Genomic DNA, 15,886 nt, shown 5'->3' with positions numbered 1-15,886 from the left:
CTTTGTTTTAGAATTTAAAATTCAGTCCGAACGCGATGCTGCTCTGGTTGGGATAAGCACCGATGCCATTGCCGGTCTCCGGATCCATACCGTTGTATGGAGTGAAGACATAAACGTTACGGGCTGCCACGTAAGCTCGGGCCGACTTGACATAACCGCCAAACAACTTGTTTGGGAAGGTATATCCTAGCGAGACATTATCCAGACGCAAGTACCAGGCCTTTTCGTAGAAAAAGTCGCTGCTATTGGGATTGATACCGGAATTGGCTTCCGCCACGCCCGGCAAGGTGCCAGTAGGATTCTCGTAACTCCAACGATTCTTCACGTCACTTAATGCATTAACACCGTATGTCAAGTCCTGCACGCCATAGATGGACTGGTATTGGACATCGTTCAACTTCCATCCTCTAAGAGAACCATAGAGATAGATGTTGGCATCCCAGTTCTTCCAACGGAAGGTATTGTTCACACTAAAGGGTATTGGGGTAGAGTTGTGCAGAAGAACCATATCAACTGCATCGAGTGTACCGTCGGCCCCTTCAACACGAATGTATCGTCCTTCACTGTCACGCATACGTTCACCATTCTCGTCTAGCTTATAGCTATTGAGATCGTCGTAGAGAATAGCTCCTGCCGTGGATGAAGGCAAATGGGTATAGCTCTCTCCATCCTGAACGAGTCCTGATGTGCGATAGCCATAGATATTATTCCAATCTTCCACATAATCCTGATAGGGTTCCGGGATGAAGTCCGGGTCGCGCTTAGTGGTACGGTTGCGATAGTATGATAAGTTAATATCAGTGCTCCACTCAAAGTCTTTACTCAGAATGTTTACGCTGTGAATGCCCAGATCGATACCCTGTGATTGATACTGTGTAGCCGAATTGTAGTCGATGGTATTGATCTCCTGATAAGACATGAGCTGCTTGGAAACAATTACATCCTCGCGGGTGCGTTGATAGATATCGATTGTACCCGAGAGACGGTCGCGCCAGAATCCGAAGTCGAGACCTACATTAATGTCAGTAAGCTTTTCCCACTTCAGATTCGGATTACCGATCTTAGAGAGGCCAATACCGTTAACCAAGCCACCATCCATAGCATAGGTACCACGGCTCACAGCGAAAATAGTGTTAATCCCGGTTAGATTTCCGGCATTACCGGTTTGTCCGTATCCGGCGCGCAGTTTCATATTGCTCAACCAACCAACGTTCTTCAACCAGCTTTCTTCGTTCAGGCGCCACGCCACCGAAGCACCGGGAAAGTAACCCCACTGGTGATTCTGCGAAAAGTTGGAACTCCCGTCGACGCGCAAATTTAGCGTAAGAATGTACCGCTGAAGTAGCGAGTAGTTGATTCGTCCCATGTAGGAGGCCATCTCGTTGCTACCCTTGCTGGATGAGATATCCGGGTTCTCTTGTTCGCTGGTACCGATGTTGTTCATCAATGAGCCGTCGGTAGGAAAGTTAGAAGCCACAATACCCATACCGCTCCAGGAAGTCTTCTTATACTCCCATCCTGACATTACGCTCAAGTCGTGCTTGTCGGCAAATGTTTTCTTGTAGGTAGCAACCACATTGATCAGGTTCATCTGTGCCTTCGAATTCTGTTTCGAAGCCTGTCCATTCATGTTCTTACCTTTTGGAGTGGTCGTCGGGATGTATTGGTCCATTTGTGTATCCTTCATATCCGTGCCACCGGTGGCACGCACTGTCAGATCCTTAATGGGCTTGAATTCCAGGTACCCGCTAAGAAAGAGGTCACGGCTGATAGTTTCGTCGGTGATCTCAAGCAACGACACGGGGTTGGGATAGATGTTCGGACGAATGTAGTTGTCGGAGTAATTGCCATTTTCGTCATACACAGGAACCACAGGGATGAAAGTCATGGCCGAATAAATAAGCGCAGAATTGTCCTGCCGTGAATCGCCCAGCGGCACGTCGTGGTATTTAATCTGTGCGAATGAGGTATTGATACCTGCCTTGATATTGTTTCCGAAATCCTGATCGAGGTTAATACGTCCCGTGATACGGTTCATATCGTTATTTTTGGCGACACCTTTATGGTCGTACAGACCTGTAGAAAAAAGATAGCGGGTCTTTTCGGAGCCACCGTTCACGCTCAGGTTATGCTCATTGACGATACCTGTACGGGTCACTTCTTTCATCCAGTCGGTGCCATTGCCAACGAAACTATCGATTTGTTCTTGAGTAAATTTCTTCTCATTACCTCGCCCCAGTTCGTCGAATACTTTATTTTGCTCTATCATGAAGTCTCTCGCATTCATGAAGTCGGGAACGTCCTTTATATACTGGAAGGCAGTACTGCCCGAATAGCTGATCTCCGGTACAGCGCTTTTGCCCCGTTTAGTGGTGATCAGGATTACACCTCCCGATGCATCGCTACCGTAGATGGAGGCTGCCGAGGCATCCTTCAGGATATTAATAGTTTCGATGTCATCAGGATTGAGGTTCATCAATGCGTTGTCCTTGTCGGCTCCACTGTATGCGGTACCGGAACTCGGAGTCTTTGTTTGAAGTTGAGGTACTCCGTCAATCACGATAAGAGGCTGTTGCCCGGAGAGACCACCACGGATGGCGATATTCAACGAAGCACCAGGAGAGGCACTACTGGCTGTGATATTCATACCCGAAGAACGCCCGCGAAGCATAGTTCCCACAGAAGCAGCCGCTGCTTTTGGGAGTTCATCTGTCTTAACAGTAGATACTGCCCCAGAGATGTTAGTCTTGCTCGTTGTACCATAGCCTACCACCACGACTTCGTCCAGTGATTTGGTGTCTTCGGCCAAAATAAATTCCATTGAAGAACTTGCATTCTTTTCTTGTGTGATGTAACCGATGAAGGATACGCTAATCAGAACGTCCGGTTGAACACTGGGGAGGATAAAGTTTCCGTTGATATCTGTAACTGTACCGTTGGCCGTACCTTTTACTACGACGGTGGCACCGATAATGCCTTCGCCGGATTTGTCTTTCACTACACCTTGCACCTGTATTGATTGCGCCATCATTGAGAAGGATGACACTAACAGGAGGGACAAGAAGAGTCCCACCCGTTTACTTATTCTTTCTATATTTTTCATACTTACTGATTCGTATTATTGTGTAACTTTTTTCATGGTAGCCCATGGATAAGCCGTATCAAACGTGATCTTCACTTTGCCTGCGTACTCGGTATCGAAGGCAACGACACCCCCAGTGGCGGATTCATACCACCAATTACCATCAACATCGGCCCGATAAATATGCACCCAGTCGGGACTGTAGAAGTAGTACTGTACTTTGCCTGAGTAATCAGCTACCAGTTCCATTTCATACTCGTATTGATAGCCATTGCCCACCTTATTCATATTTTCGGCAGGTAAGGCCCAGTCTCCGATTGTAAATCCGGTACCCGATACGCCTAATTCTCCATTGTATGTTCCGGCAGGCACTTCGAGGCTCCAAATACTATAGGTATGTGTATTCAGGTCGATCCAAATACCGTAATAACCTTCCGCCGGCAATAAAACTGGTTCTACATAACCGTTTTTATTCATCAGTTTACTGCTAACATATGGGCTCACTCCAAAGAGGTCGCTATCCATCGTTTTGGCTGGAACAAAATAAACCGGCGTATTTTCTGACGGAGAATAGAAGACACCTTGGTATTGATATTCGCCCTGGCGATCCATGTAGCGGTAGTAGCCGTTCAGGTAGTCGTCTGCATTTTCGTCTGCATTGACCACATACATCTGTGCGTAATCCTGAATGGGGTCCTCTTCTTCTGTTAACATCACCACGACTTCCGTCTGCACCACGGTTTCGTTACCGCTGGCATCATCGATGGTAATCGTTGCCGGGAAGGAACCGGGACTAGTAAACTCAATGGTCTGGTTCAGGCTACCACTACGGCCACTCACAGGATAGGATTCGTCTACGGCAACGTCGGGAATCTGTACACGGGCTTGCTTTAGTTCGCGGTCGTCGCTGAACTTCATGTTCAGAGTCCAAAGACCGCTCTCAACAGAAGTATCGAAATCCACACTGACTTGCGACGGGATGCCCTGAGTCACTACCGGACTTTCTGTATCGGGCAGGAACGACAGCGCTACAACCTTCTGGGTTTCAAGTCCATTTTTGTCACGGACAGTCACCAGCAGTTCCTGATCAAACGTGGCCGTCTGAGGCACAATCATTTGGTAATAGTAGTTGAACACAACTGGTTTATGGGCACTAAGATCATAGATCTTGTTAATTTCCCATTCTTCGCAACTTAATGTTATGCTCGAAAGTCCCACATAGTTGGATACAGTTCCATTGACCAAAACAGTATCCCCAGGGAATGTTTCAATCTCTGTTTCTTCGACATATAACCCGGGGGCGATGTCATCTTTATCGTCCTCACACCCAGTGAAGAAACTTACTATAAGTAGCAACAAATATATGCTGCTAATTAACTTTAGCGATGTTTTAATCATAGTTTTATGTTTAGTTGTTGTATTTAAACGCATCTAATGACACCAATGAATTTCCACCAAAGTCGAAGAGTGTGGTGTTAGCAACTACATTTGGACCTCCAAGCTCCCAGCCAACGCCAGGGACAGCAATGAATACAGGATCCCAGTATAAACAGCCTAATAATTTGCCATTGGCTGCAGACTTCACTCCAGAGAATAATTCCAACAGGAAATCACGTTGGCCTTGAGGTGAGGAAGGATAGATATTCTGATAAGGGCCATTGTCTTTTAGCTGACCGGCATATCCATTGGGAAGTGTAGGATTCCAGTTATAACCTGTTTCCATAATAAGTATTTCCTTGCCATATTTGGAAACCACCTGCTCTGACCATGACCGCACTTCGTCAACAGTCTTTTTGGTCCAAAATGGATAATACGATGCACCAATCACGTCGAAACTTGCACCATAGCGCACCAATTCATCGAAATACCAAAAATATTTATCCAAATTACCCGCATCGTCCAAGTGTATAATAACCTTAGTCGATGGAGAAACTGCCTTCACTGCATCATACCCCTGATTAAACAAATCTGCCAGCTGCATCATGTTATCGCTGCTTCCATCCGGGAACAAGATCCCTCCGCCCGTTTCATTCCCTAGAGACACAAACTCAGGAGTTGTTCCTTGATTCTTCATCCGCAACATAAAATCTGATGTGAAATCGTAAACAGCTTCGCGTAATTCGGAGTAGCCAAGACCAACCCAATCATGAGGTTTATTTCTCAACTCTGCATTTGTCCAATAGTCACTATAATGAAATGTTAGTTGTATTTTCATTCCTGCTTGCTTCGCACGTCTTGCTAGGCTCAAAATATCTTCCGGATTCTGAATTCCTGCAGGAAGTCGATTCGAGGGTACATAACCTGGATTACCTGGGTCATTATACAGTCGTAACCGAACGATATTGAAACCTTTATCTTTCAATATCTCAAAGCAGTCCTTCTCGACTCCATTGTCATAAAACTTCCCTCCCATTTGTTCAATGTAGGAAAGCTGGGAAACATCTCCCCCCTTCAAGAAATCATAATCATCTTCGACCTTCTCTAATGAAAATGCATCTAATTTGCACCAATTTCCAGATTTTGCACTTGCTGAGATTGCAATTTTACAAATGCCTCCTGATACTTCGACTCCCCGAACAACAGATGTTTTCCATTTATGTGATGACACAAAAAGTGATGTCATTTTCGTTGCATCAGGATTGGAACCGGCAGATACATAACAATAATCCTGACCACCGCTATTCTGGAAATAAAACTCCAAATTGTAGATCCCATCCTCCAAGCCTGAAATAACTTGAGATGTTTCAACAATGTAATCGTTACTTGAAGTATACAAGAGTGAATACTTGCCTTCTGTTCCACCAGCTTTAATTTGCACTGCATCAGCATCCCCTTCGATAAACCAGCCTGAAACTGAACCAACAACAATTTTGTCGTTCTCAAAACTGGGATTGTCGATACCATTCTCTATTAATGGGGGATCAATAGGATTATCTCCTTTAGATCCTTTATTGCTACATCCGGAAAGCAAAAAAACTCCGAATAGAAGAGTAAAAAAATAAAAAGATTTGATATTCATAATTAACACATTAGGTTCTGTTAATAGTATTTGGTCTGTATAAATCAACTCTCAACATTATCTCAGATGACCTTAAACCATCTTCAATCAAACTTCAAATCAAAGAATAGCCCCATTATTTAAAGTCGAACTAAGTCGAGTGGTGGTGAATAAATATCACGTCAAAGCCCTTATTCGTAAAGAAAAAACTATACTATTTATCTAAATACAAGAAATATTATCTTCGAAAACTAATTAAACAACTTCACCTAAGTATTTTCTTGCCTCAGATTCTATTCACAAAAATACCTGAGATTACTGTTAAAAAAAATGTAAGAATTCGTCCAATACATGTAAATTATAACTATTTTACAATCCACAAAAATGGATTCAGTAAAGTCAAGAATATGAAACATGCGATACAAGAAGGCTTCAAAGGCGAAAAAGCAATAATTACGCCCTATACTGTAAGAAATTACCAAGCAAAAAACGTGATCACCAAACAACTCCACGTAACCCACATTGGATATTATCCAAATGCAGATTATCATTATCGACAGCGACAAATCGGCGCCAACGAAAACATTCTCATTTATTGTGACAAAGGAAAGGGATGGATAAGCAGCAATGATCAACATTTTGGTATCATGGAAAATCAGCTATTCATTATACCAGCCAACACAAAGCATTCATATGGCGCAGATGAAAAAGATCCATGGAGCATTTATTGGATTCACTTCAAAGGAGAAAACACGCCAATGTTTGAATCAATTTTTGGGAAAGTCATGCGTTTTGAGATTAGCGACAAAAGTCGTCTTGGAGACAGAATACAATTATTTGAGGAAATTTTTCACAATCTTGAGATGGGATACAATCCCGAAAACTTAGAGTATATCACTTTCTGCCTAATGCATTTTCTGGCATCAATCAAATACGTTCCTCAATACCAGGAAGTCAAAAAAATTAGAGAAAACGACTTCATAAAAAAAAGCATACTGTATATGAAAGATAATCTTGAGAATAAGATTTCACTTAAAGAAATAGCTCAATACTTAGGATACTCCCCCTCTCACCTAAATTCACTATTCACAGAAAGAACATCCTTCTCGCCCATTGAATATTACAATCAACTAAAAATACAACGGGCCTGCTCGTATTTGCAATTTTCGGAACTGAAAATCAAGGAGATTGCATTTAGATTAAAATACTACGATCAATTTCATTTTTCAAAAGCCTTTAACAGCGAAATGGGTATATCTCCGAAAGAATACAGAAAGAGGTACAATGACAAATTATAATCAACTTAAGGCTCTAGCACCGTTTGATAGGAAAGCCTTTTGACTCTAGAACATAAAAATATTCCCGGGCAACAAAGCCATCGTCCCGGGAATCGTCTTCATCAAGTGAAGACTCTTTCTAACTAAACCTAACAAAACCACTAATGATCAACTGATAGACAAATCTATTTTTATAATCTTTTTTTGATATGCTTCACTCTGTCTTCAGCAATGCCTCTAACTCATCAAACTTAATTTCTGCTTTTGGATAAAATTCATTACCGCTCATATAATTAAGCAGGCTATGTTTAAGCTGAACTGCTTCTGGCCTGGATTCTAGTCCATTGACCAAATCAGTACCACTTACCAAAATTCTACCGCTACCTACTTTTGCCTCAAAAAGAAGTGCCAAACTTTTATTTGTCACCCAATCGTCTATGATTCGAACTATAGGTTTTATTTCCGAACCAAAAGATTCCAATAGGATAGCATCAGAATGACTCATAGCATCCCACCATTGCCAATTAGAATGATATTCAGTCGGAAAAAGATCCAGTGCGGAATGCTTTGGATCACATAGAATTCCGAGCGTATGAGGCTTTTGTCCTCCAGTCCAGGCAGTGTTCCAAAAAATACTAGAAAATCCAACACCTACTTCGCCGCCCCTACCTGTTGCCACCTTTCCTTTCCCCAAGCTCAGCAAGACTTTACCACCTTCTTCCAGGAATTGAATACTAGAATTATCTAGCTTCTCGACTACCAGCACATCTTTATCTTTGAACTCAGGATAACTGGGATACACCCATAGATCCCATGAATTTTGATAGGCACCAACTGTGACCTCCAAGGTTAACTTTCTCGGCCTTTCTTCTGTCTTTAGCTCATAGACAACCGCCCCCAGCTTAATTCCATTTCCCTGAAGAATGTCTTGTTTCCCCAAATCACCTTGAACTACCATAGTATTGCCTTCATATATTCTCCAGAGAGGGACAACGTCAATCAAGGAAGTTGCTCCGAAATTAGCGATCTCAATGTCGGCAAGCAATGTCTCACCCTCACGAAAAACTCGCTTATCCAATCTGGCCAATGGGACAACTGAGTTACAAAAATGTTTGTATTCCTCGGCTGTAATATATCCTTTCTCATCCCAGAACGCATCAAGCACTCCAACCAAAGCGGTGCCCTGTCCTGGAAAATCATGCAAGTCAAGCAACTGAAATCCACCAAAAGTTGGTGTCCTCAAAGCTGCCTCGATATCTGCTTTGTAACAAAGAGCCTGTAATTTACCAGATGCCAGCAAAAAGCTATCAGCCAATTGCTCCATATTGTGAGCTGCAAGACTCTCTTTAAACAGCTCAAAGTTTTTTGGTTTAAGAACTCCTGTATATTTCTCTATCTCGTTAAAATTTGGATACGCGCACCACTGACCTATCTCATGACTTACCATTGGACTTTTCAGTCCTTGAATTCCTCTCGTCCAATCATAATCCGTCGTTGGTGGCTTGCTGTTTATAATGCTATTCAGACCTTCCCCCCAGCCCTGTATTCGCACACCATTATGTGTTACATGGTAATCATTCTCTTCAATCAATGGCCAACCGGATCCAGAGGTGTACAACCGTCGATCGTCTTTGGCTTTCCAATAAGTCACAAAACCTCTCAAATAATCAACGTGCTTCATTCCTCCAGGCTCATTACCATACGCCATCATTACAAAAGAAGGATGATTTCCATAGGTATCAACAATACGATCACTTTCTTCATATACGTAATCATCAACAGGGAAACCACTTCCGATTTCAGTACTTTGGTTAGCCCATGATGAACATTCTAACTGAAGATAAACTCCCATCTCATCTGCTACAACAAATGCTACTTCCGGAGGACACCATGAATGGAAACGAACATGATTCAATCCAAATTTTTTTACTGTTTTAAACACCTTTTCCCATTCCATTTTACCTGTAGGCGGGTAACCAGTAAGTGGAAAAATCGCACATTCTAATGTTCCCCTCAAAAATACTGGCCTATCATTAATCTTCAGCCCTGCACTATCAGCCGTAAAATCACGAAAGCCAAAATCGACCAACTGTGTATCTACTCCATCCTCACACTTTAAATCCAACTTGATCTGATACACATTGGGATTGAATTCATCCCACAACCTCACATCTACTTCCATCTGCATTGTCATGGATAGCACAGTCTCTCCTTTCGGAACAGAAAAACTAAAATGACTTCGGCCAACGTGAGCTTGCTTTCCTTTCAAATAGGAATTTGCGTCAATTTCTACGTCTGTATCTTCCTGCTTACTATTGACAACAACTGCTTTTATCTGAATTGAATTTGTTTTTCGATCCGGAAAAAGCTTTACATTTTTTAAATAGACTGGAGCAGCATAGCGTAAAGACATATCACCAACAATTCCATTCCAATTAGTCTGTGTATGATCCGAAATACTATGGGAATTTTCACCTACATCAATCTTATCGGTACGATTGTCTATGCATACCGCTATTTCATTTTTTCCTGCCTTGAGAAAAGAACTAATATTGAACTGATGGGGTGTCGCCAAACTATTTTCCATTCCCACTTTTTGTCCATTTATCCAAACTGCAGACTGCCAGTGTGGCCTTTCTAGAAAGAGAAAAACATTCCCACTTTTCCAATTGGAGGGGATCGCAACCGTCTTCCTATACCAAGCTGCACCGGTGTATTTTTTTACCGGCTGCAGCCAAAATGGGAACCGAATATTATCAGGATCATAAAAAGGTGCATAGTTAGGATCTTTATACCAAGCAGTATCCTGAACGCCTCCTGTCCATTTCGTATGAATAGAAATCTCGTTCCCTTTACCATTTTCCGCCATAGATCCCGGCAGAATAACCTGATCTTCAAAATCCTGAGAAAACCACCGTTCCTTTTCTCCTATATCTAGAGAATCGATCCGAAACTGCCATTCTCCACTCAAGTCAATTTTTGTTTCAAACTTATCTGCACAAGAGCAGAGTGCTATCAATATCGTTAAAAAGTAAAGTCTATTCATCAATTCAAGTTTTGTTTCAACTCCATTTTACCATGATTTAGAACAATTAGTTATCTGCCGTCAGGCCTACCACTGAAAGACAAAAAAAAAAAAACAATTCATGTAAATTACGCTGTTTTAATTCCAACACATATTACTTTAAAATAAATCAGTATTCAGATTTCAAAACAACTCAAAAATTAATAATTATTCACGAAATTCTCAATTCAATGAGTGATCATTAATTTATTTCTTGTTTTATATATTCAATGAAAAATGCAACACATCAATACTAACCATAATATGATCCGAATTTCGTGTTTGAAATTGCTCAATTAGCAATGAGTCGATTCGTTTTTCAATGCTTAGAACCCAATATTATAAGACAAATCACAAAACTCGAATGCTAGAAGACAGGCTGTTTGCCAGCGATCCTGGCAAACAACCTGCATCTCCTTATCACACTCTTAAGCTGATTTCATTTTTGATCAATTTGAAAAGAGGTATCAAATTTGACTAATACCCTTCATTTTGTACTAATCCTTCTAAAACAGCGTATTGAGGTAATGGAAAGTATGATGGTCCAGGGTTTTTGCCCGGAATTCCATCCAAAGCTGAAGGCCATTTTTCGTGTCTTCTCAAGTCTGGTAATCTCTGGCCTTCAAAATATAATTCCCATCCTCGTTCACGCAATATTGCATCATTAAATGCTTGTTTTGATCCCGTATCGGAGTCTGTTAAATCTGCTATACCTGCACGTTCTCTTACCATATCAACCAAATCAATTGCTTCCTGGGTTGGTCCATTGTTGTTTTCACTTATAGCTTCTGCCAACAATAACAGCACATCAGCATAACGTGCCACTGGAAAATCATTACCTTGGTAAGCATTAGGACCTTCTGGTGGAAACTTATTGATTACCGCGCCAATCATATTCGTGCGATCGTACACAGTGCCATCTGCAGAAGTATATACACCCATCAATAATTCTCTTCTTTTATCGCTCGGATCAAATGAATCATAAAACTTCCACGAAGCGCCATATATCTGTGCCCAACTTCTACCGTCAGGGTAAACATTCCAACTAAATGAATTAAAATTCCCGTCTGTTCCTCTACCCTGAGATTCTGGATCACAAGAGATTGCAAAGATGGTTTCTGAATTCCGTTCTGTTGCTTCCCTAAACAAACTTGCGTAATCATCAACCAGACTATACCCCATACTTGTTATTTCTCTTCCCACCTCCTCTGCTTTTACAAAATCCTTTTCGTTCATGTAGAGACGCATTAATAACGTTCGAACTAAGCCTTTATTAAATCGACCATAATCAGGGGCTACTTCGGCAATATTTTCAGCAGCATACTCCAAATCAGCAACGATCCAACTAACAAAGTCACTTCGATCCGGGCGTGTCAGATCTCCTTCAGCATCAGGGTTTCCAACTTGTTCAGGATCTACAATTACGGGCACAGGACCGTACAATTGCAAAAGAAATAACATCGTCCAACCACGTGCAACCTTAGCTTCACTTATGAGCTGTTTCCGAAAATCCTCGTCTTGAATTATATCCGTTTTTTCAAGATCTTCAATTGTTTTTGTAATACGTGTAACAAAACGGACCTTTTCAAAGTGCGTAGTACTTACACTTTGGCCAGTGAGAGGAATAAAATTCCCTCTACTTTTCGATTCCCAATAAGTGCCACCGTCACCCCATGCAGTAAATACAGACAATAAGTCCGTCGGAAAATCAAAAAGTGGCACAACGCCTTCCTCCGGACTGAAAAAAGTGTAATACCAATTGCCGTTTTGCTCATATCCCCAACGAAATGTGAAAGGAATGTAAGATTCCAGCATGTATGCTTCAAATTCACTTTCGGTTGAAGGAAAAACAGTTGGATTGAGCGATCCATAGAATGTCGGATCAAGTCCTTTCTCACAGCCGGAAAAAGAAAACAAGAAAACAATCGCTACTATATATTTTATTGTTCGTTTCATTTTGTTCGGTTTTAGAAGTTAATATTCACACCAAGTGAGTATGTCCGAGACATCGGATATGGAGCTGCAGCACCTTTTACAGCAGGCGTCTCAACCTCCGGATCTGCACCTTTATATTTGGTGATAACGAAAGCATTTTGAACGTCAACATATACTCGCGCGTTTTTAAAATACTTTTGAAGAGCTGGAGAGTTAAAATTGTATCCCAGAGTGATGTTTCTGACACGTAAAAAATCAGCTTTAGATATCGTGTTGTCAGATCCCCAACCAACAGTATTCCCGATATTTCCAAGGGTATATTCATTATACGTTGCTCCAGGCAAAGTGCCGTTAGGATTAGCAGTACTCCATGCATCTTTGATCTCTTGAGTCGCATTTTGAGCGCCTCCCGTACTTCCAGCTACAAAATTCCGGGCATTAGCCCAATTCAAACCATAATTTTGTTTGTAGGAGCCCAACTGTCCATAGATATATATAGCCAAATCGAAGTTCTTATATTTAAAAGTGTTATTAAACCCAAAGATCAATTTTGGTGCCTGATCATAAATCCGAACGTCTGCTGAATCCAACTTTGAATCGCCGTTTTTATCTACGAACAAGGGTGATCCAGGAGTCTGAGCTGTAGAAGGTTGCCATGCCGGAACCTCTTGCCCAACTTGAAGTATACCGTTTGTCTCAAATGTATACATTGCGGAAACAGGGTCATCCTCTCTCAAATAATATGTTTTCAATTCTGTTTCAAATCGTTCAACCCACCTGTGTTTATAATGAGATAAGTTTATTGCCATATTCCACAAAAAACCCTTAGAACGAATAACATCACCTTCAATAGCCGCATCAAATCCAGTTCGTCTTGTATGTCCACCATTTACAGGCATCGTAGGCACCATTGATAATTGTTTTGAAGGAACCCAGCGCAGATAATTTGTAACATCATCGCGAAACCATTCCACATTCCCTGACACCCGACTTTTAAATGCTTCAAAATCGAGACCTACGTTTTGCATTATGGTCTTTTGCCAGGTCAAAGATGGAACATCAACAGAAACCAACAAATACGGGATATACATTGTCTGTCCATCATTAAAAGGAATCAAATCTGCTCCACTCGAGAACAGTCCGTAAGCCGCTCCACTTGGCAAGTTTTGACCGGTCGTACCATAACTCGCTCTCAACTTAATCAAGTCGAAAATCGATTGCCCTTGCATGAAAGATTCATTCGTAATTTTCCAGCCAACAGACACACTCGGGAATGCTGCATACTTTTCACCGGGATAGAACTGGTCAACACCATCGTATCGTAACGATCCAGTAACCAAATATTTATCAAACAAATCTACTGTTGCACGACCAAAATAGGATCGTTGTTTGTTTTTATAGCGATTTGAAAATCCATTGGTAGTTGCCCCATCTATTTTATCTGTCCCGAAAAGATCATTGATATCAAAAAACTGGTTGGTAAAGCTGTATCCATCATAGATATACTCGCCAAATCCCGCAAGTAAGTCAAGATTTACGATGTCATTGAAATTATGCTTAAATGTTAGATAAGTTTCAATTGTCTGCGATTGGCGGTTACTTTGTTGAATAGATCCTCTTGAGCGATAATCATCAAACCAGTTAACATCGGAAGGAATGTAGTACTCGCGAAGTGATTCTTCATAATTATTTCCATACAAAACCCTAGCGGTTAAAACTTCGGGAATAATATTGACATCCACCGACGTTTTAACAAACAAAGAACTATTAGACGATCGGTCTTTGATATTCAACAATGCTACAGGGTTCCCAATCACCCCCCACTGCGTATATTGATCATTCTCATCTTTGATGGGCAAATAAGTCGGGTATGCTAAGGCCGCCTGCAGTGCCGTATAGGCATTACCTCCTCCTCCACCGGATTGCCAACCAGCCACTGAATTATCGAAAAATGAACGGTTTCCATTGACACTTGCATTGATTGAAAAATATTTACTTGGTCGAACCGTAATGTCAAATAATCCATTGTACTTCTTCATTTTTGAATTGACAATAGTTCCTACTTGATCAAAGAATCCACCTGAAACATAATAAGATACTTTTTGACTTCCACCACTGATATTCAAATTGTGATTTTGAATTGTTCCAGTCTGAAGAATCTCCCCAACCCAATCTGTATTAATTGCATTGTCAATCTCAGATTGACTGTATTTAGGAACATAATTGGGAGTTGCATCACCAAACGGTTGCATCCCATTCTCCGCTAAATACATATCCTTCTCAAACTGGTTGTAATATTGCATAAACTCTCTACCCTCCAGTGGCTTCAGATAGGGATAATTCTTGAGGTACGATGTATTTCCACTATAATTAATGTTCAAAGTTCCTTCCTTACCTTTTTTGGTCGTAATAAGCATAACACCATTGCCAGCATTCACACCATAAATAGCAGCACTTGCATCCTTCAAAATCTCGATCGATTCAATATCATTGGGATTTAATCCAGCCAAATTACCACGTGCAACTGTATTCGACTCTGAAACAGCTGACCCTGACTCTAAACTATTTGTTGGTACAACAACACCATCGATTACCAAAAGTGGTGCCCCTCTACCCCTAATAGACAAATCTACCTTTCCTCCTGGCTGCGAACTAAATTGCCGAACTTGAACTCCCGCAGCCTTTCCAAACAGTAAATCTCCAACACCTGAAGCTGCAGCTGTCGTCAGCTTTGTTGGGTCGACTTTTGCAATCGATGTTGTAACATTCTTCTTAATCGTTGAACCGTATCCAACAGCGACCACTTCGTCTATCCCAATTGCCTCTTCGGCCATACTCAAATCAATCACGCTCTTACCTGCAACAGGTATTTCCTGGGTCACCATACCGACAAAAGACACAGAAAGAACAGCATCCGAAGGAATATTATCTAAATGATAGTTCCCCTCAGAGTCGGTAATTGTACCTTGAGTTGTTCCCTTAATAACTATCGTTACTCCAGGAAGCGGATTGCCGTCAGCATCAGTGATTTGACCTTTCACACTAGTAGACTGAATAACATTGCTGTAATCAGGACTAAGAGCAATCTGGTTATTGATAATCTTATATTTCACACCTGCGTTTTCAAATACAACATCTAGTATTTGGTCGACACTTGCATTATCCATGTTAACATCAACTCGCCGGTTAACGTCAATCATATCTTTGTTATAGATAAAGACAAAACGACTTTGTTCTTCAATACTAAGAAGGACCTTCTCGACGGCCATATTCTTCACTTCCAGTGACAAAAGGCGGTTTTGAGAGAAAGTGTTATTCGCGAAAACACTTGAAACAACGAACAGAGTTAGAAATAGCGTTAATTTCATAATTCTTAAAATCTTTTGCACACCAACACCGATTGTTGGTGACACAACATTCATTTTTTTCATAAGTTTGTAAAGATTTGTTAGTACGGTTATTAATAAATCCACGGATGCGGGGGTGTTGGTAGCACTCGTCGCATCTTTTTTTTACATCATAAGCATCTG

The 15,886-nt window shown here is 41.3% G+C and carries 7 protein-coding genes; 1 reads left to right on the top strand and 6 read right to left on the bottom strand.

Annotation, left to right across the window (positions count from 1 at the left end; all coding sequences use genetic code 11):
* Positions 1 to 7: 7 nt before the first annotated feature.
* From GJV22_RS21820 to GJV22_RS21810, 3 genes are read right to left on the bottom strand one after another with little or no spacing between them, the layout of a single operon-like run.
* Positions 8 to 3,103 carry a SusC/RagA family TonB-linked outer membrane protein gene (locus tag GJV22_RS21820; protein WP_205462005.1) on the bottom strand — a complete coding sequence of 1,032 codons (3,096 nt, stop codon included), beginning with the start codon at positions 3,101 to 3,103 and terminating at the stop codon, positions 8 to 10.
* 15 nt (positions 3,104 to 3,118) lie between these two features.
* Positions 3,119 to 4,480, bottom strand: a complete 1,362-nt coding sequence (locus GJV22_RS21815; protein ID WP_163718703.1) for a hypothetical protein — start codon at positions 4,478 to 4,480, stop codon at positions 3,119 to 3,121.
* A gap of 10 nt (positions 4,481 to 4,490) precedes the next feature.
* Positions 4,491 to 6,101 (bottom strand): glycosyl hydrolase 53 family protein, encoded by a 1,611-nt coding sequence (locus GJV22_RS21810; RefSeq protein ID WP_163718701.1) that lies wholly within the window; start codon positions 6,099 to 6,101, stop codon positions 4,491 to 4,493.
* Between the two features lie 386 nt (positions 6,102 to 6,487).
* On the opposite strand from GJV22_RS21810, the gene GJV22_RS21805 reads away from it, so the two are divergent.
* A complete protein-coding gene (locus GJV22_RS21805) occupies positions 6,488 to 7,378 on the top strand; it encodes an AraC family transcriptional regulator (RefSeq protein ID WP_163718699.1) in 891 nt (296 codons plus the stop codon).
* A 193-nt stretch (positions 7,379 to 7,571) separates the two neighbouring features.
* On the opposite strand, the gene GJV22_RS21800 is transcribed toward GJV22_RS21805, so the two are convergent.
* The 3 genes from GJV22_RS21800 to GJV22_RS21790 all read right to left on the bottom strand — a co-directional run bounded on the left by GJV22_RS21800 (position 7,572) and on the right by GJV22_RS21790 (position 15,787).
* Positions 7,572 to 10,403 (bottom strand): sugar-binding domain-containing protein, encoded by a 2,832-nt coding sequence (locus GJV22_RS21800; protein WP_163718697.1) that lies wholly within the window; start codon positions 10,401 to 10,403, stop codon positions 7,572 to 7,574.
* Positions 10,404 to 10,898: 495 nt separating this feature from the next.
* The gene (locus GJV22_RS21795) at positions 10,899 to 12,377 is read right to left on the bottom strand and encodes a RagB/SusD family nutrient uptake outer membrane protein (protein ID WP_163718695.1); all 1,479 of its coding nucleotides are present in this window, start codon (positions 12,375 to 12,377) and stop codon (positions 10,899 to 10,901) included.
* A gap of 11 nt (positions 12,378 to 12,388) precedes the next feature.
* Positions 12,389 to 15,787 carry a SusC/RagA family TonB-linked outer membrane protein gene (locus GJV22_RS21790; protein WP_163718693.1) on the bottom strand — a complete coding sequence of 1,133 codons (3,399 nt, stop codon included), beginning with the start codon at positions 15,785 to 15,787 and terminating at the stop codon, positions 12,389 to 12,391.
* Positions 15,788 to 15,886 lie beyond the last annotated feature (99 nt).

It is taken from the genome of Mangrovibacterium lignilyticum (assembly GCF_010882175.1).
In the GTDB taxonomy this organism is placed as follows: domain Bacteria; phylum Bacteroidota; class Bacteroidia; order Bacteroidales; family Prolixibacteraceae; genus Mangrovibacterium; species Mangrovibacterium lignilyticum.
This window is presented reverse-complemented; position numbering and strand designations above follow the sequence as displayed.

Coding starts and splice junctions, on each gene's coding strand:
- GJV22_RS21800 (WP_163718697.1), bottom strand. CDS start 10,403: ATGAATAGACTTTACTTTTTAACGATATTGATAGCACTCTGCTCTTGT.
- GJV22_RS21820 (WP_205462005.1), bottom strand. CDS start 3,103: ATGAAAAATATAGAAAGAATAAGTAAACGGGTGGGACTCTTCTTGTCC.
- GJV22_RS21815 (WP_163718703.1), bottom strand. CDS start 4,480: ATGATTAAAACATCGCTAAAGTTAATTAGCAGCATATATTTGTTGCTA.
- GJV22_RS21795 (WP_163718695.1), bottom strand. CDS start 12,377: ATGAAACGAACAATAAAATATATAGTAGCGATTGTTTTCTTGTTTTCT.
- GJV22_RS21805 (WP_163718699.1), top strand. CDS start 6,488: ATGAAACATGCGATACAAGAAGGCTTCAAAGGCGAAAAAGCAATAATT.
- GJV22_RS21790 (WP_163718693.1), bottom strand. CDS start 15,787: ATGAAAAAAATGAATGTTGTGTCACCAACAATCGGTGTTGGTGTGCAA.
- GJV22_RS21810 (WP_163718701.1), bottom strand. CDS start 6,101: ATGAATATCAAATCTTTTTATTTTTTTACTCTTCTATTCGGAGTTTTT.